The 24815-nt window shown below is 59.4% G+C and carries 17 protein-coding genes; 6 read left to right on the top strand and 11 right to left on the bottom strand.

Annotation, left to right across the window (positions count from 1 at the left end; genetic code table 11):
• Positions 1–2: 2 nt before the first annotated feature.
• From tcyL to AC07V4_RS04935, 3 genes are all read right to left on the bottom strand, one after another.
• Positions 3–668, bottom strand: coding sequence for a cystine ABC transporter permease (gene tcyL / locus AC07V4_RS04945; RefSeq protein ID WP_060754680.1), 666 nt, complete (start codon positions 666–668; stop codon positions 3–5).
• Complete coding sequence (gene tcyJ / locus AC07V4_RS04940) at positions 668–1462, bottom strand: cystine ABC transporter substrate-binding protein (protein ID WP_492637691.1); 795 nt, start codon at positions 1460–1462, stop codon at positions 668–670. Before tcyJ ends, tcyL begins: the two co-directional genes overlap by 1 nt.
• A 277-nt stretch (positions 1463–1739) precedes the next feature.
• Complete coding sequence (locus AC07V4_RS04935) at positions 1740–2735, bottom strand: D-cysteine desulfhydrase (protein WP_492637690.1); 996 nt, start codon at positions 2733–2735, stop codon at positions 1740–1742.
• Between the two features lie 166 nt (positions 2736–2901).
• On the opposite strand from AC07V4_RS04935, the gene epsC reads away from it, so the two are divergent.
• Entirely contained in the window at positions 2902–3828 is a 927-nt protein-coding gene (epsC, locus tag AC07V4_RS04930; protein ID WP_492637689.1) for a serine O-acetyltransferase EpsC, read from the top strand.
• A gap of 10 nt (positions 3829–3838) precedes the next feature.
• Here epsC and AC07V4_RS04925 read toward each other — a convergent pair whose 3' ends face one another.
• Complete coding sequence (locus AC07V4_RS04925) at positions 3839–8983, bottom strand: NEL-type E3 ubiquitin ligase domain-containing protein (protein ID WP_492637688.1); 5145 nt, start codon at positions 8981–8983, stop codon at positions 3839–3841.
• A gap of 336 nt (positions 8984–9319) precedes the next feature.
• Here AC07V4_RS04925 and betT point away from each other — a divergent pair, with 336 nt between their 5' ends.
• The 3 genes from betT to mgrA all read left to right on the top strand — a co-directional run bounded on the left by betT (position 9320) and on the right by mgrA (position 13945).
• Positions 9320–11281, top strand: coding sequence for a choline transporter BetT (gene betT, locus AC07V4_RS04920; RefSeq protein WP_492637775.1), 1962 nt, complete (start codon positions 9320–9322; stop codon positions 11279–11281).
• A 188-nt stretch (positions 11282–11469) separates the two neighbouring features.
• On the top strand, positions 11470–12798 hold the full coding sequence (locus AC07V4_RS04915) for an OprD family outer membrane porin (RefSeq protein ID WP_492637774.1): 1329 nt from the start codon (positions 11470–11472) through the stop codon (positions 12796–12798).
• Between the two features lie 109 nt (positions 12799–12907).
• Complete coding sequence (mgrA, locus tag AC07V4_RS04910; RefSeq protein ID WP_431750999.1) at positions 12908–13945, top strand: L-glyceraldehyde 3-phosphate reductase; 1038 nt, start codon at positions 12908–12910, stop codon at positions 13943–13945.
• Between the two features lie 128 nt (positions 13946–14073).
• Here the strand turns inward: mgrA and tauD are convergent, their stop codons facing one another.
• The 7 genes from tauD to AC07V4_RS04875 all read right to left on the bottom strand — a co-directional run bounded on the left by tauD (position 14074) and on the right by AC07V4_RS04875 (position 22230).
• Positions 14074–14910 carry a taurine dioxygenase gene (gene tauD, locus AC07V4_RS04905; protein ID WP_492637687.1) on the bottom strand — a complete coding sequence of 279 codons (837 nt, stop codon included), beginning with the start codon at positions 14908–14910 and terminating at the stop codon, positions 14074–14076.
• A gap of 11 nt (positions 14911–14921) precedes the next feature.
• Complete coding sequence (gene tauC, locus AC07V4_RS04900) at positions 14922–15758, bottom strand: taurine ABC transporter permease TauC (RefSeq protein WP_492637686.1); 837 nt, start codon at positions 15756–15758, stop codon at positions 14922–14924.
• Positions 15755–16534, bottom strand: coding sequence for a taurine ABC transporter ATP-binding subunit (gene tauB / locus AC07V4_RS04895; RefSeq protein ID WP_492637685.1), 780 nt, complete (start codon positions 16532–16534; stop codon positions 15755–15757). Before tauB ends, tauC begins: the two co-directional genes overlap by 4 nt.
• Before the next feature lie 16 nt (positions 16535–16550).
• Complete coding sequence (tauA, locus tag AC07V4_RS04890) at positions 16551–17528, bottom strand: taurine ABC transporter substrate-binding protein (protein ID WP_492637684.1); 978 nt, start codon at positions 17526–17528, stop codon at positions 16551–16553.
• Between the two features lie 196 nt (positions 17529–17724).
• The gene (gene gshA / locus AC07V4_RS04885) at positions 17725–19308 is read right to left on the bottom strand and encodes a glutamate--cysteine ligase (protein ID WP_492637683.1); all 1584 of its coding nucleotides are present in this window, start codon (positions 19306–19308) and stop codon (positions 17725–17727) included.
• 214 nt (positions 19309–19522) lie between these two features.
• Positions 19523–19906: a PaaI family thioesterase gene (locus tag AC07V4_RS04880; RefSeq protein WP_431750166.1), complete on the bottom strand. Its 384-nt coding sequence runs from the start codon at positions 19904–19906 to the stop codon at positions 19523–19525.
• Complete coding sequence (locus AC07V4_RS04875) at positions 19906–22230, bottom strand: Tex family protein (protein ID WP_492637682.1); 2325 nt, start codon at positions 22228–22230, stop codon at positions 19906–19908. Before AC07V4_RS04875 ends, AC07V4_RS04880 begins: the two co-directional genes overlap by 1 nt.
• Positions 22231–22588: 358 nt before the next feature.
• Here AC07V4_RS04875 and ompR point away from each other — a divergent pair, with 358 nt between their 5' ends.
• Complete coding sequence (ompR, locus tag AC07V4_RS04870; protein WP_431750164.1) at positions 22589–23329, top strand: osmolarity response regulator transcription factor OmpR; 741 nt, start codon at positions 22589–22591, stop codon at positions 23327–23329.
• Positions 23330–23446: 117 nt separating this feature from the next.
• Positions 23447–24760 (top strand): ATP-binding protein, encoded by a 1314-nt coding sequence (locus AC07V4_RS04865; RefSeq protein WP_431750163.1) that lies wholly within the window; start codon positions 23447–23449, stop codon positions 24758–24760.
• Positions 24761–24815: the final 55 nt, after the last annotated feature.

Here is a 24815-nt window from a genome sequence, read left to right as displayed (position 1 = left end):
CTTCAAGACTCCAGGTCGTGCCGGTTGACCCGGTCTTCCAGGCGGTTCTGAAAATGCGCCAGGATGCTTGCCAGGATCCAGTAGATCAGGGCTGCGGACAGGTACATGGTGAAAATTTCGAAGGTGCGCGCCGACACCAGTTGGGCCTGGCGAAACAGTTCGGGCACCTGGATAGTGGCGGCCAGTGCCGTGTCCTTGACCAGCGAAATAAAGCTGTTGCCCAACGGCGGCAACGCCGTGCGCATGGCCTGCGGCAGGATGGCCCGGCGCAGGGTTTGCGCACGGGTCATGCCGATGCTGGCGGCAGCTTCCCATTGGCCGCGTTCGATGGAGGCGATGGCGGCCCGCAGGATTTCACAGGCATACGCGGCCATGTTCAGCGAAAAGCCGATCAGCGCCGCTGGGATCGGGTCCAGCTCGATGCCCACTTGCGGCAGGCCGTAGTAGATCAAAAACAGCTGCACCAGCAATGGTGTGCCACGAAAGAACGACACATAGACCCGGGCGGTCCAGCTCAGCAACTTGAAGCGCGACAGGCGCATCAAGGCCAGGCCGAAGCCCAGCAGCAAGCCGAAAAACATTCCGCCGAGGCTGAGAATCACCGTGTAGTACGCGCCCTTGAGCAGAAAGGGCGCGGAGTCTAGTGCGAGTTGGAAACCTGCTTCCATTATTCAGTGACGTCAGCGTTGAAGTATTTCTCTGACAGCTTCTTCAACGTGCCATCGGCGCGCAGCTTGTCGAGGGCCTTGTTCACCGCGTCGAGCAGTTCAGGCTCGCCTTTGCGCAGGGCAATACCGGCTTCCTGGCGGGAGAAGGCGTCGCCGGCAGCGGCGGTGTCCGGGGCTTTCTTGGCGTATTCCAGAGCCGCCAGGCGGTCGATCAGGATGGCGTCGATACGGCCGATGCGCAGGTCCTGGAACTTGGTCGGGTCATCGTTGTAGGTCTTGATGATGGCTTTAGGCTGGTTGTCTTTGAGCCATTGTTCGTAGTTGGTGCCCAGGCCCACGCCGACTTTCTTGCCGGCCAGGTCGTTGGCGGTCTTGATGCTGTCGACGTTCTTTTTCAGGACCAGTGCCTGGATACCGGAAACGGTGTAGGGCTTGGAGAAGTCATACTTCTTCTTGCGCTCTTCAGAGATGGTCACTTGGTTGACCACAGCGTCCAGGCGCTTGGATTCCAGGGCCGCAAGAATGCCGTCCCATGGGGTGGCTTGCAGCTTGACCTTGACGCCCAGCTCCTTGGCCAGGGCTTCGGACAGCTCGACTTCGAAGCCGCTCAGCTTGCCGCCTTCATCAACGAAGCTGAACGGTGGGTAGGTGCCTTCGAGACCGATCTTGATCTCGCCGGCTTTCTTGATGGTATCCAACTGCTCGCCGGCAATCGCCTGGCCCATCCAGCCTGCGCCCAGTGCCAGCCCCAAAGTGCCAACCAACAACGTACGACGGAATACGGAAATAGTCATAAGAGCCCCTGTGTTTTTATGTTGAGCGAAGCAGGTGACGCGGTAGTCGTATCCTGCCTTAAAGCGCACTGCGCGTCTTCGCCTACGGCGCGACTATAAAGTCTGTTTTTAAGACTTGAAAATAATATAAATATAATTTTATATTCAGTTATGGAATATGCAAGGGCTCTTATGTGGGAGGGGGCTTGCCCCCGATGGCAGAGTGTCAGTCAGTACATCTGTTGCTGATACACCACTATCGGGGGCAAGCCCCCTCCCACATTCGGCCCGCGTTTATTCAGTTGAATACGGCGTTGTAGGCGAACAGTGCCGGTGCCCCACCGGTATGCAGGAAAATGATTGGCCCGTCCTCGAACCGTTGACGCCCGATGCCATCCAGCAAGCCGGCCATGGCCTTGCCAGTGTAGACCGGGTCTAGCAGCAGCCCTTCCTGACTGGCCAGCAGCTTGACCGCCGCCAGGGTGCCGGCATTCGGTTCGCCGTAGCGCGGGCCGAAGTATTCGTCCCATAAAATTACGTTGAAGGCTTTGGGGATATCGACACTCAACAATTGCGCGGTGCGTTCGGCCAGGCCTTGCACCTTGGGACGCTGGGCCTCATCGGTACGTGAAACCGTGACACCCACCACCGGCAGATCCGGCAGCACTTCACTCAAGGCCAGCGCCAAGCCGCTGTGGGTCCCCGCACTGCCGGATGCGAGGACAACGGCGGCGAACTTGAGACCACTGTCTTTAATCTGCGCCGCCAGTTCCAGCCCGGCGCGCACGTAACCCAATGCGCCGAGGGCATTGGAACCGCCGATGGGCACCAGGTACGGTTTTTTGCCGTTGCTGCGCAGGCGGTCGGCGAGGGCGTTGAGCTGCTCGTCGGCATTGTCGAGGTTCTCGACCAACTCGACCTTGGCGTCGAACAGGTCCAGCAACAGGCGGTTGCCGTTGCCCAGGTAATTGGGGTCTTCGGTGCCGGTGGGGTTTTCCAGCAAGGCCACGCAACCCAGGCCCAGCTTGGCGGCCAGGGCAGCGGTCTGGCGGACGTGGTTGGACTGGATGGCTCCGGCGGTCACCAAGGTATCGGCGCCTTGGGCAATGGCATCGGCCGCCAGATATTCAAGCTTGCGCAGCTTGTTGCCGCCCATGGCCAGTGGTGTGGTGTCGTCGCGTTTGACGTAGATGTCCCTGCCCAGCCAGGCCGACAGCCGCTCGAGTTTTTCCAGGGCAGTGGCTCCGCCCAGCAGTTCCAGACGGTTAAAACGGTCGAGCTGTTGTTTGATCATGGCGACGTACAGTGGCTAAGTGATGGGGGGACTATAGGCAGGCACTTTTCATCGGGCAACCGCCAATCACTTATACCGGATGGTTCTTAGCATCACACCATTGGTTCTTAAGGGTGGCCAGGGTGCATACCGTAAAGTGGGCGCCATTACGTCAGGAGTGAATACCGTGAGTGAGCGTTCCAGCCATTGGCAATTGCAAACCATCGTCAGCCAACTGCGCAGCGCCCGGGACCAGTGGCGCACGCGCAATGGGCGGCTGAGCGGCGAGCATGGCGGCCGTGAGTTGCCTTCCCGCGAAGCCGTGGCGCAGATCCTCGAAGCGCTGTGCGGTGCGCTGTTCCCCATGCGCCTGGGACCGGTGGATCTGCGTGAAGAAAGTGAAGATTTTTACGTCGGCCACACGTTGGACGTTGCGCTGAACGCACTGCTCGCCCAGGCCCGCCTGGAGTTGCGCTACGCCGCGCGCCAAGGCGGCCAGGATGACAGCGAAGTCGACGCCCAGGCCATCCGGCTGATCCAGGATTTCGCCCTGGCCTTGCCCTCCCTGCGTAGCCTGTTGGACACCGATGTGCTGGCGGCTTACCACGGCGACCCGGCTGCCCGCAGCGTGGACGAAGTGCTGCTGTGCTATCCAGGCATCCTGGCGGTGATTCACCACCGCCTAGCGCACCACCTGTACCGCGCCGGTTTGCCGCTGTTGGCGCGGATCAGCGCCGAGATTGCCCACTCGGCCACCGGCATCGACATCCACCCGGGCGCGCAGATCGGCCCGAGTTTCTTTATCGACCACGGCACCGGTGTGGTGATTGGAGAAACGGCGATCATCGGCGAGCGTGTGCGTATCTACCAAGCCGTGACACTGGGCGCCAAGCGCTTCCCGGCGGACGAGGATGGGCAGTTGCAGAAAGGCCACCCGCGCCATCCGATTGTCGAGGACGATGTGGTGATCTATGCCGGGGCGACGATCCTGGGGCGCATCACCATCGGCCAGGGCTCGACCATTGGCGGCAATGTGTGGCTGACGCGCAGTGTGCCGGCAGGGGCGAACATCACCCAGGCGAATTTGCAGCATGATGACGGTACGCAGAAGTAAGTGTTTTGAGTCAGTCGTCGAGCCGACCCAGTGACAGGCGGGTCTGCTCGCGCAGCCATTCCTTGCGGCGCTCTGCCAGGTCGTTGTAGACCTGGCTGTAAAGCGCTTCGGACATGACCTGGTCGGGGATGACCCGGTCCTCTATCTGCAACTCTTCGACTATTTTGTTCAGTGCCTGGCGCTTTTGTGCTTTTTGGTCGTCGCTCAGATCCTGGGCTTGGGCAAACGCTTTTTGCTCGCTGTCCAAGTCGTCGAAGAGTATCAACTGTTGCCCGGTGCTTTCTTCATTGGTCGCGTAGTCTTGCGGGTAGCGATCCTTGAGAAGGTTTTCCCAGTAGGGCTCTTTCAGCATCTGGTCCACTAACCCGTCGCCTTCACTCAGTGTCTGTACGGCCGTGAGCGCATTGGTGATACTTTCTTCAGGCACGTTGGCTGTGTCGCGATACACCATATTGTCGCTGATCCAGGGTAGCTTGAGCCTGCGAGACAAGCTCGTCTGGTAGGCCAGGTAAACGCCCACTTCATCAACCGTGCCGGGTTGGCCGTCGACCATCTGGCTGTTAAACCGCAGACCTTGCCCGCCTTGATTGACGGGTTTGATACGGTCGGCAATGTCCGAGCGGATAACGTCGTTCAACAGTTTGAGCCTTGCGGCGCCCCTGGCCAGTACCACCAGCTCGCCTTCCCGTTCGGCGGGCGTTTTGCTGTAACGCTCAGCGCCACGGGCGGCCACCTTGATCCCCATCTCGGTGAAAATCTGACTACCCGCATCAGGGCACAGTCCTGGAAAAGTGGACATGCGAAACAGTGTGTCACGCAGCGCTTGGTCCTCATGCATGCTCGACAACATGTACCGCACCTGGGAAGTCAAAATGGGGGTGTTCTGTGCGTAGCGCAGTTCATCCTCCGGGTCTTCGAAAAACTCCGGTGGTTCCAACTTTTTGATGACTTCGAAAAAGCCCTGCGAGCCGTGTTCGTCCTCCAGGTCGTCCCATATTTCGTCGTACTTCTCTCGGTTTTCGTCGTCCAACTCGTCAATCCAGAAGTCGGAGTTTCCCTGAGGGGGGTAGGTGCGATGAGGGTCAAACCCGACAGAGCGTTTATGTTCTTCCATCAGCAATTTGGATTCAGCGCTCAAGGTTGAGTAGTCCAGCTGAGTCGTCGCGAGGATAAAAGACTCGTCGCTACCCGTGGCGACATCCGGAATGCTGGTAATAGGGTTGCCTCGAAGCAGCAGGTTAAACGTCGCGTCTCGATCCTGCGCAAACAAGCCTGTCGGCCATTCGCTAATCCCGGTACGGGACAAATCAAGGTCCAGCAGGTCAGACATCACGCTGATGTCCGGCACCTGGCCCAGCGGGTTGTTTGACAGGTATATTCCTTGTAGAGACCGCAGATTACGCAGATGTGCGACGGCATCGCTGTCCAAGGCAATCTGGTTATTGCTTAGATCAAGTGCGGTGAGTGAACGCATCTGCGCAATGGCCGTGGGCAGTTTTTCCAGGTTGTTATCTGATAAAACCAGCACTCGCAGATTGGGAAAGTGCTGCAGAAAATCGGCATGCTTCATGGCAAATTCACAGTCGCTCATCATAAGGCGTGTGACCAGCTCGAAATTGATGGGCAGCGTTGGCAAATCATCCGGCCAGAGCGTTTCATCCAGGTCCAGTGTGATCAATCTATTCTTTTGGGCGTATTTGTCATGCAGCTGTGTGTAGCCCTCCTGCCAGGCTTTTTTCAGTGACTCTGCAAAGTCGGTTCTGAATTTTCTAGTGACGGCGCTCAGGCGACTGCCTGATGCCCCCTTGGTAGGGCGGTTGATATAAGCTTCCATCGCCGTTTCAAGGGCTTGTCCTTCGGTTTCCACCTGCACCAACTGACTGAGTCCCTCTGCACTTTCAGCGAGTTCAGCAAAGTGCTTCACCCCTTGTTCGGACATTTCCGGGAGCCAACGTTTTATGCGCCCCTGTAGAGCTTCTGCTCCCAGCAGGGTGCTGGTACTGCCCCCATCACCGAGCATCATGAGTACTACGTATTCTGCCTGGACACCGATTGGCGGATCAGACAGGGTCAGGCGTCGCTCGGCCCGAGACGTGTTTTTTTCGATCAGCCATGAGCGCAGTTGATCGCCGTCGGTGAAGGATTTGTCGACGGGTAGGGCTTGGAAGATCGAGTTATAAAAGTCGGTTGGGCCGTGCTTCAGGTTGCCTTGATCATCGAAAACCCGGTATTGCTTTTTACGGTTGCGCACCAGAATCCGAACATTTTCGGCGTCTTCTGCACCGACCTGGTTTCGCAAGTCGCCCGATGGGGTTCTTTCCCGCACTTGAATGCGCAGGTTCGCCAGCCCTTCGGCGTGGCGGTTCAGTGTATTGAGTGCCAATTTTTCAGTTTGAAGCGACGGCGCTTTGCCTTGAAGGATTTGTTCGAACATGCGAGCGCTGGTGACCTCGAAATTCAGCTCCCGTGCTTGGTTTTTCACGTACAGAGGCAGGCGTTTTTCTTCCTCCATTATGCGCAGGTGGCGGCGACGGGTATGGCTGACCAAGCGCTGAGCGATGCTCAGGGGTAGATCGGGGTATTGCTTGCGAAGCAATTGGATATGGGGCTCGTCGCTGGTTTCCTGTCGGGCGTAGAGGTTTTCGGCCAGCGTTTCACTCTGCTCCTCGACATAAGCGGCCAGTTGCTCACGCAGTGTTTGTGCTCGCTCCTCCTCAGGCACCTCCTTGCCAAGCAAATGAGAAAGTTGCTGTTCATCAAGGAACGCAACGACTTTTTCCGGCAGTTGGCCTGAGAGCACCTCGGCGGTGCTCAGGGACAGGGCATCCTTGCCTTGCGCCGTCGTGCTGCCATAACGACGAGGAACACCTGACAAGTCGGATCGCTGATACACCAGCAAAGCTTTGTCCTGGGGCCAGCCTTCAAGCTCGGTGACCATTTGTTCGAACCAATCGGACGAGGGATCAAGCGGCCGTTCTGTGCGAATGCTTTCAACGGTGACCCTAATCTGTTTTTCGCTGTTGAAGCGTTTGAGCGTGTCAGCAAGTAGGGGAGGAGTTTGCTCATTGTTGACATACATCCGGCGCAATGCACCGAACTCAACGCCGCTGATGAGCCGAACCTGCTCTAATTCGCCAGTACTCAATCCTTGTGTTTGCGGGCCAAGCCTGCGTAGCAGACGGGCATTGCCCCATTTACGCGGCTGCTCCCCGTGGATCACACAAGCGCCACTGCCGTTAAGCTTCACGGTTGGTCGGTAGGCGTCGGCGCGTTTGGGATGGGCGATGTGGAACGTCTGGGTAGTGGGATCCTGCTTGATCTCGTAACGACTGTTTTCTATATGGGCAATCTGCTTGCCTTGATGGTGGTAAAGGCCATTTTCGGCAGGTTCATGCCCGCTCGGCAGGCGCAGGTTCCTATGCTGGTAGGGTGTAAGTTCGGGGTTCCATAAGCGTTTCTCATTGGAAGGCAGTTGCACCTGGTGAAGGTTGTCCACGAATGGCGACAGTTTCACCTTGGCAATTTCTGTGATGGCTCCACCGCCAGCGAACAATGCGAGTTGAAGTGCATTTTCGGCGACCGATAAGAGATTTTCCCAACCCTCACGTTGCAAGCCCTCTGCCCAGTCGACGATGCCTTCGAAAACGTTATCGAGCATTTGGTAGGCGGTATACGCCAGCATCAGTTCGCCTAAAAAAGGTACGAATGGGGTGATCACCAGAAGCGCGGCATTGAGAATGTCCGAAAGCATTTTTTCCAGGTTGTCCCACCACGCCCAGCGCGCCATGCGGTCGGCGTAGGCGGTGGAGATAGCGATTTCCTGGGCATCGTTGACCATCTTGTTCAGCTTGACCCGGTAGAGGTAGTGCCAAAGATTATTCTGCTGTGGGTCGCTGATACGGTTTTGTGTGTCATCGCGCATGGCCAGGGTGTGAAAGCGCAGGTTGGGTACCTCCACTGGATCAGGGCGCCAGTTCGGTCGGCTGTCACCTCGCTCTCGGGGGTGCCAGCGTACGGTCGAGAGCAGATTGTTGAGCTCGTGGAAAAAACGGCCGCGTTGCTCATGGGCCACGAACTGGCTGAAGAACTGCTGATAGCTGGGGCGGGAAGAATCAGATGCCGGAGCCCGGTCACGTAGCTGGCTGGTCAGCTCTTTGATGAATGCCTGTGGCGAGACGTAATCCTTGAGAGGGTGCGCGGGATCGTCGGGGATGTAGACCAGTATCCTGCTGGTATTTGAGACCTGCAACGTGGGGGCGATAACCAGGATGCCTGTCATGCGTGTATCAAGCAGGTCCAACGCGTATAGGTCTACCGGTTGCTCACCCAATTGGAGAGGGCCATCTCTTTGCAACAGCGTCTGAACAAGGGTGAAGCTGTCGTCTGCGATGTCTTTTCTGGCCAGCGCCAAATGAGCTGCGTTGTTCAAGCCAGCCCTCAGTTGGTTGAGGACTTTCTGCCGTAGGGTATTGGCGACCGAAGCATTATCGAATCCAAGTTCCGTTTTGATGTGTTGCTGATAGCGGGCGCCGATATCCAGGTTTCGGCATAGGGTCTTGAAGAGGTCGGCTGTCAATGCCTGGCCGTTCACAGTGTGGGTGATCCTCAATATTTCTCGCTGACCCTGAGCGTCTTCTGGTGAGAGAAAAGCATAATCGGCAAAGGCTTCCGAGGCTGAAAAGTTGTGCAGGGCGGCTTCCAGCAAGGTGGTGGTTCGGGCGGTGATGCCTGGCTGTACATTGATCGCCCACCAAGGCAATTTGGCAGGCGCATACAGGCGAATTGAAGTGTTCAATACGTCGATATTTCCGTAAGCGTGCAGCGCATTTTTCAACAGGGGCTCGGCAAATGCTCTGATGTCGCTCAACTTCGCAAGCTGTTTGTCTACGGCATTCTGGCTGAGCCAATGGTTGTCGAGGGCCTGCTTGAATGACTGGCGATGTGCTTGGGCGGGCGCGGTGCGATGGAGTTCGGCGAAATCTGGTCGGGGTTGTTTCAACTCCGCCAGGCGTTGTTGCGACGTGTCCGGCAGCCAGCCCGGTAGCTGTTGCTTGATGAAGTCCAAATGCGTCGGGATTGGTTTGGTGATCGCACGTGAATGGTTTGTTAGCGGTATCGGCATGGTGGAATGACCTAATGACGGTGTCTGGATCATTCGATTGTGTTTGTCCCGTGCGCCCGCAGACGCCAAATATTGCTTGGGTTTGTATGAGGTTTCCCAAATTTTGTGCTGAACGTTTTGCCATCCGCACACGTCATACTTTTCCTTGAGCTAGTGTAGGAAGTACCTACCACTCAGCCCTGCGATTAGTCCCGGACCGCCTATCCATGTTTAACTTGAATGCTCGTTCAAGTTAAATCCGGTGGTCCGCTGCCCGCTCACAACAGGAGGCTTACCTTTGCTGAGTCCGTTATTTACAGCCATATCCCATACCCTCGGGGTGCATCGTTCATGAGTGCATCGTCCACCCCATCCAGCGGCCTGGTGCGCATGAATGCGCCCGTCTTCTACTTTGCCGCAACTGCGATCCTGCTATTTGGCATCACTGTCATCGCTATCCCGCAACAGGCCGGTGCCTGGCTGCTGGCAGCGCAAAACTGGGCGGCCAACACGGTCGGCTGGTACTACATGCTGGCGATGACGCTGTATCTGGTCTTCGTGGTGGTCACCGCGCTATCGGGCTACGGCAAGATAAAACTCGGTGCCGACCACGACGAGCCCGAGTTCAGCTACCTGTCCTGGGCCGGCATGCTGTTCGCCGCCGGGATCAGCATCACGCTGTTTTTCTTCTGCGTCTCCGAGCCGCTGACACACCTGGTGCAACCGCCCCAAGGCGCACCGATGAATGCCGATGCTGCGCGTCAGGCCATGCAGATCCTGTTTCTGCACTGGGGCCTGCACGGCTGGGGGGTGTTCGCTTTTGTCGGCATGGCCCTGGCGTATTTCGCCTACCGGCATAACCTGCCGCTGGCGCTGCGCTCGGCGCTGTACCCGCTGATCGGCAAACGTATCAACGGCCCCATCGGCTACGCGGTGGATGGTTTTGGCATCATCGCTACGGTGTTCGGCCTGGGGGCCGACATGGGCTTTGGTGTGTTGCACCTCAACTCCGGGCTGGACTACCTGTTCGGCATTGCTCATACCCAATGGATTCAAGTCGGCCTGATCACCCTGATGATGGGCGCTGCGATCATCGTCGCGGTGGCAGGTGTCGACAAAGGTGTACGGGTGATGTCCGACATCAACATGCTGCTGGCCTGCGCGCTGCTGCTGTTCGTGTTGTTCGCCGGGCCTACCCAGCACTTGCTCAACACCCTGATCCAGAACCTCGGTGACTATCTGGGCGCCTTGCCCACCAAGAGTTTCGACGTGTACGCCTACGACAAACCCAGCGACTGGCTGGGCGGTTGGACGGTGTTCTATTGGGCCTGGTGGATCGCATGGTCGCCGTTCGTGGGCCTGTTCATCGCGCGGATTTCCCGTGGCCGGACCATCCGTGAATTCGTGTTCGGCGTGCTGCTGATCCCGTTGGGCTTCACCCTGGCGTGGATGTCGATCTTTGGTAACAGCGCCATCGACCAAGTGCTTAACCATGGCATGGCGGCGCTCGGTCAGTCCGCCATCGATGATCCGTCGATGAGCCTTTACCTGTTGCTGGAAACCTACCCGTGGAGCAAAACCGTCATTGCGGTCACGGTGTTTATCAGCTTCGTGTTCTTCGTGACCTCCGCCGACTCGGGTACCGTGGTGCTGTCCACACTGTCGTCCAAAGGTGGCAATGCCGATGAAGACGGGCCGAAATGGCTGCGGGTGTTCTGGGGCGCGATGACCGCGCTGGTCACCAGTGCCTTGTTGTTTGCCGGCAGTATCGACTCGCTGAAATCAGCGGTGGTGCTGACCTCGTTGCCGTTCTCGCTGATCCTGCTACTGATGATGTGGGGACTGCACAAAGCCTTCTACCTCGAATCCCAGAAGCAGATCGCCCAGCTGCATTCGCTGGCTCCAGTGTCGGCTGCACGCAAGGGCCGTGGCGGTTGGCGTCAGCGCTTGAGCCAGGCCGTGCACTTCCCATCGCGCGATGAGGTGTACCGCTTCCTTGAATCGACGGTGCGCCCGGCGATCGAAGAAGTGACGGCAGTGTTTGCCGAGAAAGGCTTGAATGTGGTCACGCAGCCGGACCCGGCCAATGACAGCGTCAGCCTGGAAATCGGTCATGGCGAGGAGCGCCCGTTTGTCTACCAAGTGCAGATGCGCGGCTATTTCACGCCGTCGTTTGCCCGGGGCGGCATGGGCAAGAAAGAGATCAACAACCGTCGCTATTACCGGGCGGAAGTGCACTTGAGTGAGGGCAGCCAGGACTACGACCTGGTGGGTTACACCAAGGAGCAGATCATCAACGACATCCTCGATCAGTACGAGCGCCACCTGCAGTTCCTGCACTTGGTGCGTTAGACTAAAAACATAGAAAAACCCCGCAAAGCCCCGTTCTACGGGGCTTTCTTAAATTTAATTTCATTCGTCAAAGCCACGTTTTGACTCCGAACTGTCATCTGTCCACTGCGTAATTGTGTGAAGCGTTTGACGCTTTCATTTCAGAACAGTGACGGAGACCGGTAACAATGAAGACGTTGATAAGCCCTATGGTGGGTGCCGCCATGGCGAGCTTTATGCTGTCCGCCCATGCCGACTTTATTGATGACAGCCACGCCGATGTGACCCTGCTCAACCGCTATCTCAACCAGCAGGGGCGTGATGTGGTGAACAGCACGGCCAAGGCTCACAGCGTGCGTGATTGGGGGCAGGGCTTCGAGTTCAACTTCAAGTCGGGCTACACCGAAGGCCCGGTAGGTTTTGGCCTGGATCTGCAAGCGTTCTACGGCTTGAAACTGGATTCCGGTGGTGACCTCAACGACAAGGACCACCAGGGCCGTTACCCCGGCAGTATGTTCCCATTGGATAACGGCAAATCCGCCGACCAATTCGGCGTATTGAGCCCGACCTTCAAGATGCGTTTCGCCAAGGATGAACTGCGCGTCGGCACGCTCTTTGGCAACAACCCGGTGCTGGCCAACACCGACGGTCGCCTGTACCAGCAGACCAACACCGGTGTGCAACTGGTGTCCAAGGACCTTACCGACTTCACCTTCACCGGCGGCGATATCTTCAAGACCAAGATTCGTAACGAAACCGGTGACCAGGGCATGATCACCGCAGGCGGCACCAAAGAGAGCGATCGCTTCCTGTTCGGCGGTGCGGACTACACCGGCATACAGAACACCACTGTCAGCCTGTGGTATTCCAACCTTGAGGATTACTACCAGCAGTTCTTCCTGGGCGCCAAGCGTCATGACGCGTTGTCGGTCGGTGCGATCGATACAGATGTGCGCGTCTTCCGTAGCCTGGGCGTCGGCGCCAATGCCGATGGCGACAAAGACTTTGCCGGTGCCGGCCTCTACGGTGACGGCACCGGCAAAGGCCGCATCAACCAGACCACCGCCAGCCTGCTCGAGAGCTACACGCTGGACGGCCACACCGTTGGCCTGGGCATCCAGAAAAACAGCGGCAACAGCGACTTCCCGTACCTCGACTCCGGCCTCAACAGCGGTGACGCACGCCAGGGCCCTGGTTCAGGCGCTGATACCCCAGCGCTGACCAACATGCAGCTGAACAAATTCCAGCACGCGGGTGAACGCACTTGGCTGGCGCAGTACAAGTACGACTTCGGCAAGCTGGGCCTTACCGGCCTGACGTTCTCTGCCGCCTACGCACACGGTGATGACATCCGCACCGCGCAAGGCACCACCAGTGAGTGGGAACGCAACATTGCCGTGGCCTATCAAGTACCGACCGGCACCCTCAAAGGCCTGGGCGTGACCTGGAAAAATGCTCACGCCAGCCCGGACATTAGCGGTGCCACCGTACAAGATGAAAACCGCTTCTACGTCAGTTATGTCGTTCCACTCTGGTAGGAAATTGCTGTAAAACGGAAGGGCAGACTTAAGCGATTCAGCTGCTTAAAAGGCCTGGGAATAGGCTTATTCCCGGGCCTTATTTGTCCCAAGTTCAAGAGAGGATTCGATGACTTATATTGCTGCCGAAAACCGCTATGAATCTATCCCGTACCGCCGCGTAGGCCGCAGTGGGTTGGTGCTGCCGGCCCTGTCCCTGGGGCTGTGGCACAACTTTGGCGACAGCACCCCGATCGACACCCAGCGCGCCCTGCTGCGCACCGCGTTCGACCTGGGGATCAACCACTTCGATCTGGCCAACAACTATGGCCCACCCTACGGCAGCGCCGAGATCAATTTCGGTCGTTTGCTGCGCGAAGACTTCAAGCACTACCGCGACGAACTGATCATCTCTAGCAAAGCTGGCTGGGATATGTGGCCCGGTCCTTACGGCCAGGGTGGCGGTTCGCGCAAATATATCCTGGCGAGCCTGGACCAGAGCCTGCAACGCCTGGGTGTCGACTACGTGGATATCTTCTATTCCCACCGTTTTGATGCCGACACTCCGCTGGAAGAAACCGCCAGCGCCCTTGCCACCGCCGTGCAACAAGGCAAGGCGTTGTACATCGGCATCTCGTCTTATTCCGGCGTGAAAACCCGCGAAATCGCGGCCCTGCTCAAAGAGTGGAAAGTACCGTTGCTGATTCACCAACCGGCGTACAACCTGCTCAACCGCTGGGTGGAAAAGGACCTGTTGGACACCACCGACGAACTCGGCGCCGGCGTCATCGCGTTCACGCCGCTGGCCCAGGGGCTGCTGACCGACAAGTACCTCAATGGCGTGCCGGCCGACGCGCGGGTGAATCGTCCGGGGGGCGGTTCGTTGCAGGCCAAGCACCTGTCCGAAGCCAACATTGCCCATGTGCGGGCATTGAATGAAATCGCTAAGCGTCGTGGCCAAAGCCTGGCGCAACTGGCCCTGGCGTGGACCTTGCGTGATCCTCGGGTGACCAGTGCGCTGATCGGTGCGAGCCGCCCGGAGCAGATCATCGAGAACGTCGGCGCGTTGAAGAACTTGAGCTTCAGCGCGGAAGAACTGGCGGAGATCGATCGGTTTGCGCAGGAAGGCGGGATCAACCTGTGGGAAAAACCATCCACCGCTGAATAACCCGGCACGACCCGGTCACTGTGGGAGCCGGGCTTGCCCGCGATGGCGGTAGGTCAGTTGATGAAGGTGCTGACTGGAACACCGCTATCGCAGGCAAGCCAGCTCCCACATTTGATCTTCACCCGACTCTAGAAGGGTACGTCACCCAAGATCGTCGCCCGATGCATCACCCGCCGCTGCGGCCGGTAGTCATCCACGGCGTAATGCTGGGTCACGCGGTTGTCCCAGAACGCCACATCGTTTTCCTGCCAGCGCCAGCGAATGGTGAACTCAGGCCGCGTTGCGTGGGCGAACAGCAGCTTCAAAATCGCTTCGCTTTCCGCCGGTTCCAGTTCATTGATCTTGGTGGTGAAGCCATCACTGACAAACAGCGACTTGCGCCCGCTCACCGGATGCGTGCGCACCACTGGGTGCGACAGCGGCGGGTTTTTCTTGCGGGTTTCTTCCCAGCGCGCCAGGTCTTCAGCGGTGTTGCCGAAGCGCTCCAGCGGGAACGATTTGGTGAAGTCGTGGGTGGCGGTGAGGCCGTCGAGCAAACGCTTCAACGGCTCGGACAGCGCCTCATACGCCGCAATGCCACTGGCCCACAACGTATCGCCGCCAAACGCAGGCAGCAGCTTGGCACTGAGCACCGCGCCGAGGGCCGGGGTGGGCAGGAACGTCACGTCGGTGTGCCATACGGCGTTGTCGCGCACGTCGGTGACGGCAGTGTCGAGAATCAGCACTTCGGGCTGTTCCGGCACGTTGGGGTAGATCGGGTGAATGTGCAGGTCGCCAAAATTCGCCGCAAACCGCGCCTGTTGTTGCGGGTTAATCAGTTGGTCACGGAAGAACAATACCGAGTGCGTGAGCAGCGCCTGTTCAATGGCGTCACGTTCTTCGGCGTTCAACGGCTGGGTGATATCGACGCCACTGATCAAGGCGCCCAGGGCGGTGCTGATTGGCGTAACGGTCAGGCTGCTCATGCGGTTCTCACTCAATGTGCCTGGCCATGCCAAGGCACTAATTTACGCTGCAGGGCACGCAGGCCCATTTCCATGGCGAAGGCGATCAGGGCGATCACCAAAATCCCCAGTACCACCACGTCGGTGACGAGGAATTGCGCGGCTGACTGCACCATGAAGCCCAGGCCGCTGGTGGCGGCGATCAGCTCGGCGGCGACCAGGGTCGACCAGCCCACGCCCAGGCCAATGCGCACGCCGGTGAGGATGTCGGGCAGGGCGCTCGGCAGGATCACATGCCTGATCAACTGTGCACGGGTCGCCCCCAACGACTGCGCCGCCCGCAGTTTTGCCGGGTCGACGGTACGCACGCCAGTCGCGGTGGCGATGGCGATGGGGGCAAAGATCGCCAGGTAAATCAGCAGCACCTTGGACAGTTCGCCGATACCGCACCAGATCACGATCAATGGCAGGTAAGCCAACGGCGGGATGGGCCGGTAGAACTCGATCAGCGGGTCGAGAATGCCTCGCGCGATGCGGTTGGCGCCGATGGCAATCCCTACCGGCACGGCGGTCAGCACGGCAAAACCCAGGCCCAGGCCGATGCGGCTGAGGCTCGCGCCCAGGTGTTGCCACAAGGTGGAGTCCATATAGCCCGTGGTCGCCAGCAGCCAGCCTTTTTGCAGCACGGCGGACGGCGGCGGCAGGAACAGGGGTTCGATCCAACCGCTGGCCGTCACGCCCCACCAGATCGCCAGCAAGGCGACCAGGGTCATCGTGCTGATCCAACGGGTGCTCAGGCTACGGCGTACCGGAACAACGGCAGGTGCCACTGGCTTGGCGGCGGTGGCGGGAAGTTCGTAACTGCTCATGCGGACACCTGCCGTTGGGAGAACACTTTGCCCAGCACGTGTTCACGGGTTTCGATAAAACGCGGGTCGGACTTGATCGCCCGTGCTGATTCACCGGCGGCGTAACGCTGGCCGAAGTCCAGGTGCAGGCGCTCGACGATCTGGCCTGGGTTCGGTGCCAGCAGGATCAAATCGGTGGCGAGGAACACGGCCTCTTCGATGTCGTGGGTAATCAGGAACACCGGCTTGGCCGTGCGCTTCCAGACTTGCAGCAACAGTTCCTGCATCTGTTCGCGGGTAAAGGCATCCAGGGCGCCGAAGGGCTCATCCATCAGCAGCACACGTGGGTCTGCTGCCAGCGCACGTGCAAGGCCGACGCGTTGTTTCTGGCCACCGGAGAGCTGCCAGATGCGACGGTTGTCGAAACCGGCCAGGTCGACCAAGGCGAGCATTTCCCGAGCGCGTGCATCACGCTGCGCCTTGGGCACACCGGCCAGTTCCAGGCCAAAGCCGACATTGGCCAATACATCTTGCCAGGGCAGCAGGGCATCGTCCTGGAACACCACGCCGCGCTCGGCGCTGGGGCCTTTGACTGGCACGCCATCGAGGGTGATACGCCCGGCAGAGGGTTCGACGAAACCGGCAATCAGGTTCAACAGCGAGGTCTTGCCACTGCCGGACGGACCGAGGGCCACCAGCAGTTGCTGGGGCCCCAGGTCGAGTGAAATGTCAGCCAGTACCGGTTCTGTGGCGCCTGGGTACTGTGCGCTGATGCGCTCCAGTTGTAGCAAGGCCATCGCGATGGACTCCCGATCAGTTGGTAATGAATTTGGCGCTGACGTAAGGGGCGTAATCCGGCAGCACGGCGTCAACCTTGCCTTGTTCCTTGAGGAACGCCGCAGTGTCGGTCACGGCCTTGGTGGTTGGTGCGCCCAGCAGACTGACTTGGTCAGCTGCCAACGGGTAGACATTGCCTTGCAGCAACAGCGGGATATCACTGGCCTTGGCGCCGGAGAGCTTCACCAGTTTGTCGACGTTGCCTTTGTCGGCTAGCCAGGCCTGTGGGTCTTTGCGGTAGGTGGCGTAGGCATCCAATGTCACCTTGGCAAAAGCAGTGACGATTTCCGGGTGCTTCTCGGCGAAATCCTTACGCACGATCCAGGCATCGAAGGTCGGCGCACCGAGCTTGGCCAGTTCGCCGGAGGTGATCAGTACCTTGCCGTTTTCCTTGGCCACGCCCAAGGCCGGGTCCCACACGTAAGTGGCGTCGATGTCACCGCGCTTCCAGGCGGCGATGATCGCCGGTGGCGCGAGGTTGAGGATGGTTACTTTCGACGGGTCGATATTCCAGTGCTTCAGCGCGGCCAGCAGGCTGTAATGCCCGGTGGACACGAACGGCACGGCGATCTTTTTGCCGACGAGATCCTGTGGGTTGCTGATCCCCGAACCGTTGCGCGCTATCAGGGCTTCGGCACCGCCGATCTGGGTGGCGACGAGGAAAGTCTCCACCGGTACTTTGCGAGTCACCGCAGCGGTCAGTGGGCTGGAACCGAGGTAGCCGATCTGCACATCGCCGGACGCGATGGCAGCGATGATGTCGGCACCATTGTCGAATTTGCGCCAGCTGATGTTGGCATGGGTGGCTTTTTCGTAAGCGCCGTCGGCCTGGGCGACTTTGGCCGGGTCTACGGTGGTCTGGTAAGCGACCGTCACATCCGCCGCCTGGGCAAACAGGCTCGCACCGGCCAAGGACAACGCCGCCAGGAGGCGCAGTGGGGTTAACAGTTTCAAGGGGAAGCTCCTCAATCAGGCGGCCGAGGGTCGGCGTGTGAGGAGACTAAATGATCTAAGAATTCGAAAATAAATAACATTTTCGAATTAGCTTATTAGAAGAAGCGCTGTGGTGGATCTTGAATTCAATGCAGGGCAAATGTGGGAGGGGGCTTGCCCCCTCCCACATTTGAACCTATTCCAAATAGAGGGTTTATCAGTTGCTGATGGCGAGGATGCTGGCCTGGTACGACCCGACAAACACATCGAAATCGCCCACTTCGTTCTGTTCCAGCTCCGCCTGTTGGGCCAGTGACGTGCGCGCCATTTCTTCAAAACGTGCCTGTTCCTCGGCCGTTAGCGGCTCCTTGCGGAAGTGCTCGGCATGCAGCCGGCTCTGGTGCAGGGAGAATTGCGCAAAACTCTCTTTACGCTCGGCCATTGCTGCCAGCACCTGGGCCGACGGGGTCAGGGACGAATCCTTGACCTTCGCCAGTTGGGCGTCCAGCGCCTGGCTGTGCTCGGTGATACCGTGGCTCTCATCCAGCAGCGCGGCCAACGGAGCAATCTTCTCCAGCAACTCGGTGGCCCATTCCTTCATGTCCACCGATGCGCCCTCACGTTGCAACTGCAGGCCCGGACGGCGACCTTCCTTGACCACGCTGAGGAAGTTGGACGTGGCGTTGCCGCACTCGTTGTTAGCGAACAGCGGGCTGTCGTTCAGGGCGCAGTACAGCAAGAACGCGTCGAGGAAGCGCGACTCCGGCAGGTCAATCCCCATCGGCAGGAACGGGTTGATATCCAGGCAACGCACTTCGATGTACTGAATGCCACGGGCCATCAGCGCCTGGATCGGGCGTTCGCCGGTGTAGGTCACACGCTTGGGGCGAATGTTGGAGTAGTACTCGTTTTCGATCTGCAGGATGTTGGTGTTGAGCTGCACCCACTCACCGTCCTTGTGCGTGCCGACTTCGACGTAAGGCGCGTAGGGCGTTGCCACCGCTTCGCGCAGGCTATCGGTGTAGCTGGCCAGGTCGTTGTAGCACGGCGTAAGACCGGCCTGGGCGTTGCTCTGGTAACCCAGGTCGCTCATGCGCAGGCTGGTCGCATACGGCAGGTACAGCGTGTCGGCATCCAGTACTTCGAGCTGGTGCGAGCGACCGCGCAGGAAACCGGCATCCAGGGCTGGCGAGGCGCCGAACAGGTACATCAGCAGCCAGCTGTAGCGGCGGAAGTTACGGATCAGCGCGATGTAGGCATTGGACTGGTAATCGCGGTCGGTGCCGACAAACCCTTCAGTCTCCTTGAGCAGCGGCCACAACTGTTCCGGCAGGGAAAAGTTGTAGTGGATGCCGGCAATGCACTGCATGGTCTTGCCGTAACGCAGGGCCAGGCCCTTGCGGTACACGTACTTGAGCTGTCCGATATTGGAGGTGCCGTAGTAGGCAATCGGAATGTCTTCCTCGGCCGGCAACGGGCACGGCATCGAGGGGCTCCACAGGTATTCGCTGCCGAGCTTGGTGTAGGCAAACCGATGAATCTTGTCCAGGCTGCTCAGGGTATCGGCCGGGTTGGGCAGGGCGGGAGTGATGAACTCCAGCAGCGATTCCGAGTAGTCGGTGGTGATCTGTTCGTGGGTCAGCGCGGCGCCCAGGGCTTCAGGGTGCGGCGTTTGTGCCAGGCGACCTTCATCGGTGACGCGTAGGCATTCACGCTCGATGCCGTGCAAGCACTGCTCTAGCAGGGAGAGGTGTTCGCGCTTGCCGAGCAAGGCCAGGCGGCGGTTGAGAAGTTCGCTCAAGTTGGATTCCTTCACGCGTCAGTCGCCCCAATATGGGGGTGGGCAGGACGGTCTACAAGGGTGAAGTTAAAACTGGCGTGATCGCCTGGTTTAGAGTCGATCTGACTCGATCTGTAAAAGCCGACTTCACTCCATGAATTGGGCTATAGCGCAGCAAGAAAATTCCGACGCTGTTATCGCAGCGCCGAAATTAACTCAAATCGAGGGTGGGGAGCTATAGGGCAGCGAACGTGCCTTGTGCTTTTGCGACTAATCTTTCGTCTTGATACACATCGGCTTCGACCACCAGTGTGCGGCGACCCGCGTGGATCACCCGGGCGGTACACAGCACGTCACCGTCAGACACGGCGCGGATGTAGTTGATTTTGCACTCGATGGTCGCGCTCTGCTGGTCGAAACCATGGGAGCTGGAACAGGCCAGCCCCATCGTAATGTCCACCAGGCTGAAGATCGCCCCGCCATGGAGCTTGCCCGCGCGGTTGCGCAGCTGCGGCTCCAGGGTCAGGGCCACCTCGGCAACGCCCTCGTCCAGGCGTTGCAGGCGGCAGCCGATCAGTTCGCTGAATGCGCTCTGGGTCAAACCGGCCGGGATCTCCATCAGCGTTTCTTCAACTGTTTGGCGTTAGCGAACAGCGAGGCCATGGCGTTGTTGCTCGGGGCGGCGGTGGCGGTTTCCTTGCGCGGCGCGTTGTTCTGCGATTGGCGCGGTGCCGAACCCGGACGAGCACCACGGGCGCCGTCGATCTTCTCGCCTGGGGTGTCACTCATGCGCATCGACAGGCCAACGCGTTTGCGAGGGATGTCGACTTCCATGACCTTGACCTTGACCACATCACCGGCTTTCACCGCTTCGCGCGGATCTTTGATGAATTTCTCCGAAAGCGCAGAAATATGCACCAAACCGTCCTGATGCACGCCGATGTCCACAAAAGCGCCGAAGTTGGTCACGTTGGTGACCACGCCTTCGAGGATCATGCCCAGCTCCAGATCCTTGAGGTCTTCGACGCCGTCTTGGAACTCGGCAGTCTTGAACTCGGGGCGTGGGTCACGACCCGGTTTTTCCAGTTCTTGCAGGATGTCGGTGATGGTCGGCACGCCGAAGGTTTCATCGGTGTACTTCTTCGGGTCCAGGCGCTTGAGGAACGCGGCATCGCCGATCAGCGAGCGAATGTCGCGGTCGGTCTCGGCGGCGATGCGTTGTACCAGCGGGTAGGCTTCCGGGTGAACCGCGGAGGCGTCCAGTGGGTTGTCGCCGTTCATCACGCGCAGGAAGCCGGCGGCTTGTTCGAAGGTTTTTTCGCCCAGGCGTGCGACTTTTTTCAGCGCGGCGCGGGTTTTGAACGCGCCGTTTTCATCGCGGTGGGTGACGATGTTCTGCGCCAGGGTGGCGTTGAGGCCGGAGATACGCGCCAACAGCGCCACGGAGGCGGTGTTCACGTCCACGCCCACGGCGTTCACGCAGTCTTCCACTACGGCATCCAGGCCGCGTGCCAGTTTCAGCTGCGACACGTCGTGCTGGTACTGGCCGACACCGATGGATTTAGGGTCGATTTTCACCAGTTCGGCCAAGGGGTCTTGCAGGCGACGGGCGATGGACACTGCGCCACGGATCGACACGTCGAGGTCCGGGAACTCCTTGGAAGCCAGTTCCGACGCCGAGTACACCGAAGCGCCGGCCTCGGAGACCATGACCTTGGTCATTTTCATGGCTGGGTATTTCTTGATCAGCTCGGCGGCCAACTTGTCGGTTTCACGGCTGGCGGTGCCGTTGCCGATGGCGATCAGGTCCACGGCGTGCTTGGCGCATAGCGCGGCCAGGATCGCCAGGGTCTGGTCCCACTTGTTGTGCGGCACATGTGGGTAAACGGTGGCGTGGTCCAGCAGCTTGCCGGTGGAGTCGACCACGGCGACCTTGCAACCGGTGCGCAGGCCCGGGTCGAGGCCCAGGGTGGCGCGCGGGCCGGCCGGTGCGGCCAGCAGCAGGTCATGCAGGTTGTGGGCGAATACGTTGATCGCCTCGGTCTCGGCGCCGTCGCGCAACTCACCCAGCAGGTCGGTTTCCAGGTGAGTGTAAAGCTTGACCTTCCAGGTCCAGCGCACCACTTCACCCAGCCACTTATCCGCAGGACGATTCTGATTCTGGATGCCGAATTGTTGACCGATCATGCCTTCGCATGGGTGCATGGTGCCCGGCAGCTCGTCGCCGACTTTCAGCGCCGAGCTGAGAATGCCTTCGTTGCGGCCACGGAAAATGGCGAGTGCGCGGTGGGACGGCATGCTCTTGAGCGGTTCGTCGTGTTCGAAGTAGTCGCGGAACTTGGCGCCTTCTTCCTCTTTGCCGGCGATGACGCGGGCGCTGAGCGTGGCTTCCTGCTTGAGGTAGGTGCGTAGTTTTTCCAGCAGGCTGGCGTCTTCGGCGAAGCGCTCCATGAGGATGTACTTGGCGCCTTCGAGGGCGGCCTTGACGTCGGCGACGCCTTTTTCGGCGTTGATGAAGCGGGCCGCCTCGGTGTCCGGTGTCAGCGACGCGTTGTTGAACAGGCCGTCGGCCAGCTCGCCCAGGCCGGCTTCCAGGGCGATCTGGCCCTTGGTGCGGCGCTTCTGCTTGTAGGGTAGGTAGAGGTCTTCGAGGCGGGTCTTGGTGTCGGCGAGCTTGATATCGCGCTCCAGTTGCGGAGTCAGCTTGCCCTGTTCCTCGATGCTGGCGAGGATGCTGATACGCCGTTCGTCGAGTTCTCGCAGGTAGCGCAGGCGCTCTTCCAGGTGACGCAATTGGGTGTCGTCGAGGCTGCCGGTCACTTCTTTTCGGTAACGGGCGATGAAAGGCACCGTAGAACCTTCATCCAGTAGAGCGACGGCCGCTTCGACCTGCTGTGGGCGTACACCGAGTTCCTCGGCGATGCGGCTGTTGATGCTGTCCATAAAACCACCTGAAATTCTTGAAAGCAGCCCGCAGGCCCGGAAAACAAGGCCCTGGGAGGCTGGTTGAGCGGCCCGACTGGCGCCGCTGCCTGGGTCAAGAGGCAGCCTATTGACCCTCGAAATTGAAAAAATCACGACAAGCGGGTGAAAAAAGATCCCGGCAGCAAACGGTAACGATCTGACGTTGCTCTGCACGAAGGCGCCGCATTATAACCAGCGTTCCGGCTTGGGGGGGTACTGCGCCGGTGGTCGCCGCACGCGGGTTCGCTGGCGGCAGAGGAAAAATCTGCTAACAATGCACACGGTGCGTATAACGGCACCTAAGCCATAATGCGCGCCGAGATAAGAGGAGCATCCAATGAGCAGCACTGTACAAACTGCTGAAGGCGAAAAAATTCTCATCGTTGATGACGATCCAGGGCTTAGCAGCCTGTTGGAGCGCTTCTTCAACTCCAAAGGCTACCGCGCTCGCGCGGTGCCGAACACCGAACAGATGGACCGCCTGCTGGGGCGCGAGGTGTTCAACCTGGTCGTACTCGACCTGATGCTGCCCGGCGAAGACGGCCTTACCGCCTGCAAGCGCCTGCGCGGTGCGAACAACCAGATTCCAATCATCATGCTGACCGCCAAGGGCGATGAGCTGAGCCGCATCAAGGGCCTTGAACTTGGCGCTGATGACTACCTGGCCAAGCCGTTCAACCCGGATGAGTTGATGGCTCGGGTCAAGGCTGTATTGCGTCGTCAGGCTCCGCCGGTGCCGGGCGCGCCAGGCAGTGAAGACGAAAGCGTCACCTTTGGCGACTACGAATTGTCGCTGGCTACCCGTGAGCTCAAGCGCGGTGAAGAAGTGCACATGCTGACCACCGGCGAATTCGCGGTGCTCAAGGCGCTGGTGATGAACGCGCGCCAGCCGTTGACCCGCGACAAGTTGATGAACCTGGCCCGTGGCCGGGAGTGGGATGCCCTGGAGCGTTCCATCGACGTGCAGATCTCCCGTCTGCGCCGGATGATCGAGCCTGATCCGTCCAAGCCGCGGTATATCCAGACGGTGTGGGGCGTGGGTTATGTGTTCGTGCCGGATGGCAATAAAACCAGTTGACCGATGATTTGCAGGGACGGGTATTCCGGCGTTTGGCTCCATGAGCGTCAGCGGGATACCCGGCATCTGCAATTCTGCGAGCGCCCCTCGTCCCTGCAAGGTATCTAGCTGTCTTCTATGAAAACCCCGCTGTGGTTCCCGCAAAGTTTCTTTTCCCGCACGCTTTGGCTGGTGCTGATCGTTGTTCTGTTTTCCAAGGCACTCACACTGGTTTATCTGTTGATGAACGAGGATGTGCTGGTGGATCGGCAGTACAGTCACGGCGTCGCTCTTACACTGCGTGCCTATTGGGCGGCTGATCCGGAAAACCGCGAGAAGATTGCCAAGGCTGCGACACTGGTTCGCGTGGCGGGTGCGGGTGTGCCGGAGGGCGAGCAGCACTGGCCCTACAGTGAGATTTACCAGCGACAGATGCAGGCCGAACTGGGTGACGACACCGAGGTGCGGCTGCGCATGCACGTGTCGCCCGCCCTCTGGGTGCGGGCGCCCAGCCTGGGTCAGGATTGGCTGAAAGTACCGCTGTACCCCCACCCGCTGCGGGGGCAGAAGATCTGGAACGTGCTGGGTTGGTTCCTGGCCATTGGTTTGCTTTCTACCGCATCCGCCTGGATTTTCGTCCGCCAGCTAAACCAGCCCCTCAAGCGTCTGGTGTTCGCCGCCCGCCAACTGGGGCAGGGGCGCAGTGTGCGACTGCCGGTCAGCGACACGCCCAGTGAGATGACCGAGGTGTACAGCGCGTTCAATCAGATGGCGGAAGATGTCGAGCAGGCGGGTCGTGAGCGCGAGCTGATGCTGGCGGGCGTATCCCATGACCTGCGCACGCCGTTGACGCGCTTGCGGCTATCCCTGGAATTGATGGGCAACCATAACGACCTGACGGATGACATGGTCCGCGACATCGAGGACATGGATGCGATTCTCGACCAGTTCCTGGCGTTTATCCGTGATGGTCGGGATGAAGTGGTTGAAGAGGTCGACCTTACGGACTTGGTGCGAGAGGTAGTGGCCCCGTATAACCAGAACGGTGAGCAAGTGCGCATGCGTTTGGAGCCGATCCAGCCATTCGCGTTGCGTCGGGTGTCGATGAAGCGCCTGTTGAACAACCTCATCGGCAACGCCTTGCATCACGCAGGTTCCGATGTGGAAGTCGCAGCCTATGTGTCGGGCGATAGCACTGCGCCGTATGTGGTGCTGAGTGTGATGGACCGGGGCGCGGGTATCGACCCGGACGAGTTGGAAGGGATTTTCAACCCGTTCACCCGTGGCGACCGTGCCCGGGGTGGCAAGGGTACTGGCCTGGGTTTGGCGATTGTGCGGCGGATTGCCTCGATGCATGGTGGCAATGTCGAGCTGCGTAATCGCGAAGAAGGTGGCCTGGAGGCGCGGGTGCGTTTGCCGCTGGGGCTGATGTTGCCTAGAGATGCGGTCTGACAAACGGCAAGTAACCAAATGTGGGAGCTGGCTTGCCTGCGATAGCGGTGGAGAA

It is taken from the genome of Pseudomonas sp. GW821-FHT03A09, from assembly GCF_059421065.1.
Note: the sequence above shows the minus strand (reverse complement) of the source record. Positions and strands in the feature narration are given on the sequence as shown.

Coding starts and splice junctions, on each gene's coding strand:
- tcyL (WP_060754680.1), bottom strand. CDS start 668: ATGGAAGCAGGTTTCCAACTCGCACTAGACTCCGCGCCCTTTCTGCTC.
- tcyJ (WP_492637691.1), bottom strand. CDS start 1,462: ATGACTATTTCCGTATTCCGTCGTACGTTGTTGGTTGGCACTTTGGGG.
- AC07V4_RS04935 (WP_492637690.1), bottom strand. CDS start 2,735: ATGATCAAACAACAGCTCGACCGTTTTAACCGTCTGGAACTGCTGGGC.
- AC07V4_RS04925 (WP_492637688.1), bottom strand. CDS start 8,983: ATGATCCAGACACCGTCATTAGGTCATTCCACCATGCCGATACCGCTA.
- betT (WP_492637775.1), top strand. CDS start 9,320: ATGAATGCGCCCGTCTTCTACTTTGCCGCAACTGCGATCCTGCTATTT.
- AC07V4_RS04915 (WP_492637774.1), top strand. CDS start 11,470: ATGGTGGGTGCCGCCATGGCGAGCTTTATGCTGTCCGCCCATGCCGAC.
- mgrA (WP_431750999.1), top strand. CDS start 12,908: ATGACTTATATTGCTGCCGAAAACCGCTATGAATCTATCCCGTACCGC.
- tauD (WP_492637687.1), bottom strand. CDS start 14,910: ATGAGCAGCCTGACCGTTACGCCAATCAGCACCGCCCTGGGCGCCTTG.
- tauC (WP_492637686.1), bottom strand. CDS start 15,758: ATGAGCAGTTACGAACTTCCCGCCACCGCCGCCAAGCCAGTGGCACCT.
- tauB (WP_492637685.1), bottom strand. CDS start 16,534: ATGGCCTTGCTACAACTGGAGCGCATCAGCGCACAGTACCCAGGCGCC.
- AC07V4_RS04880 (WP_431750166.1), bottom strand. CDS start 19,906: ATGGAGATCCCGGCCGGTTTGACCCAGAGCGCATTCAGCGAACTGATC.
- AC07V4_RS04875 (WP_492637682.1), bottom strand. CDS start 22,230: ATGGACAGCATCAACAGCCGCATCGCCGAGGAACTCGGTGTACGCCCA.
- ompR (WP_431750164.1), top strand. CDS start 22,589: ATGAGCAGCACTGTACAAACTGCTGAAGGCGAAAAAATTCTCATCGTT.
- AC07V4_RS04865 (WP_431750163.1), top strand. CDS start 23,447: ATGAAAACCCCGCTGTGGTTCCCGCAAAGTTTCTTTTCCCGCACGCTT.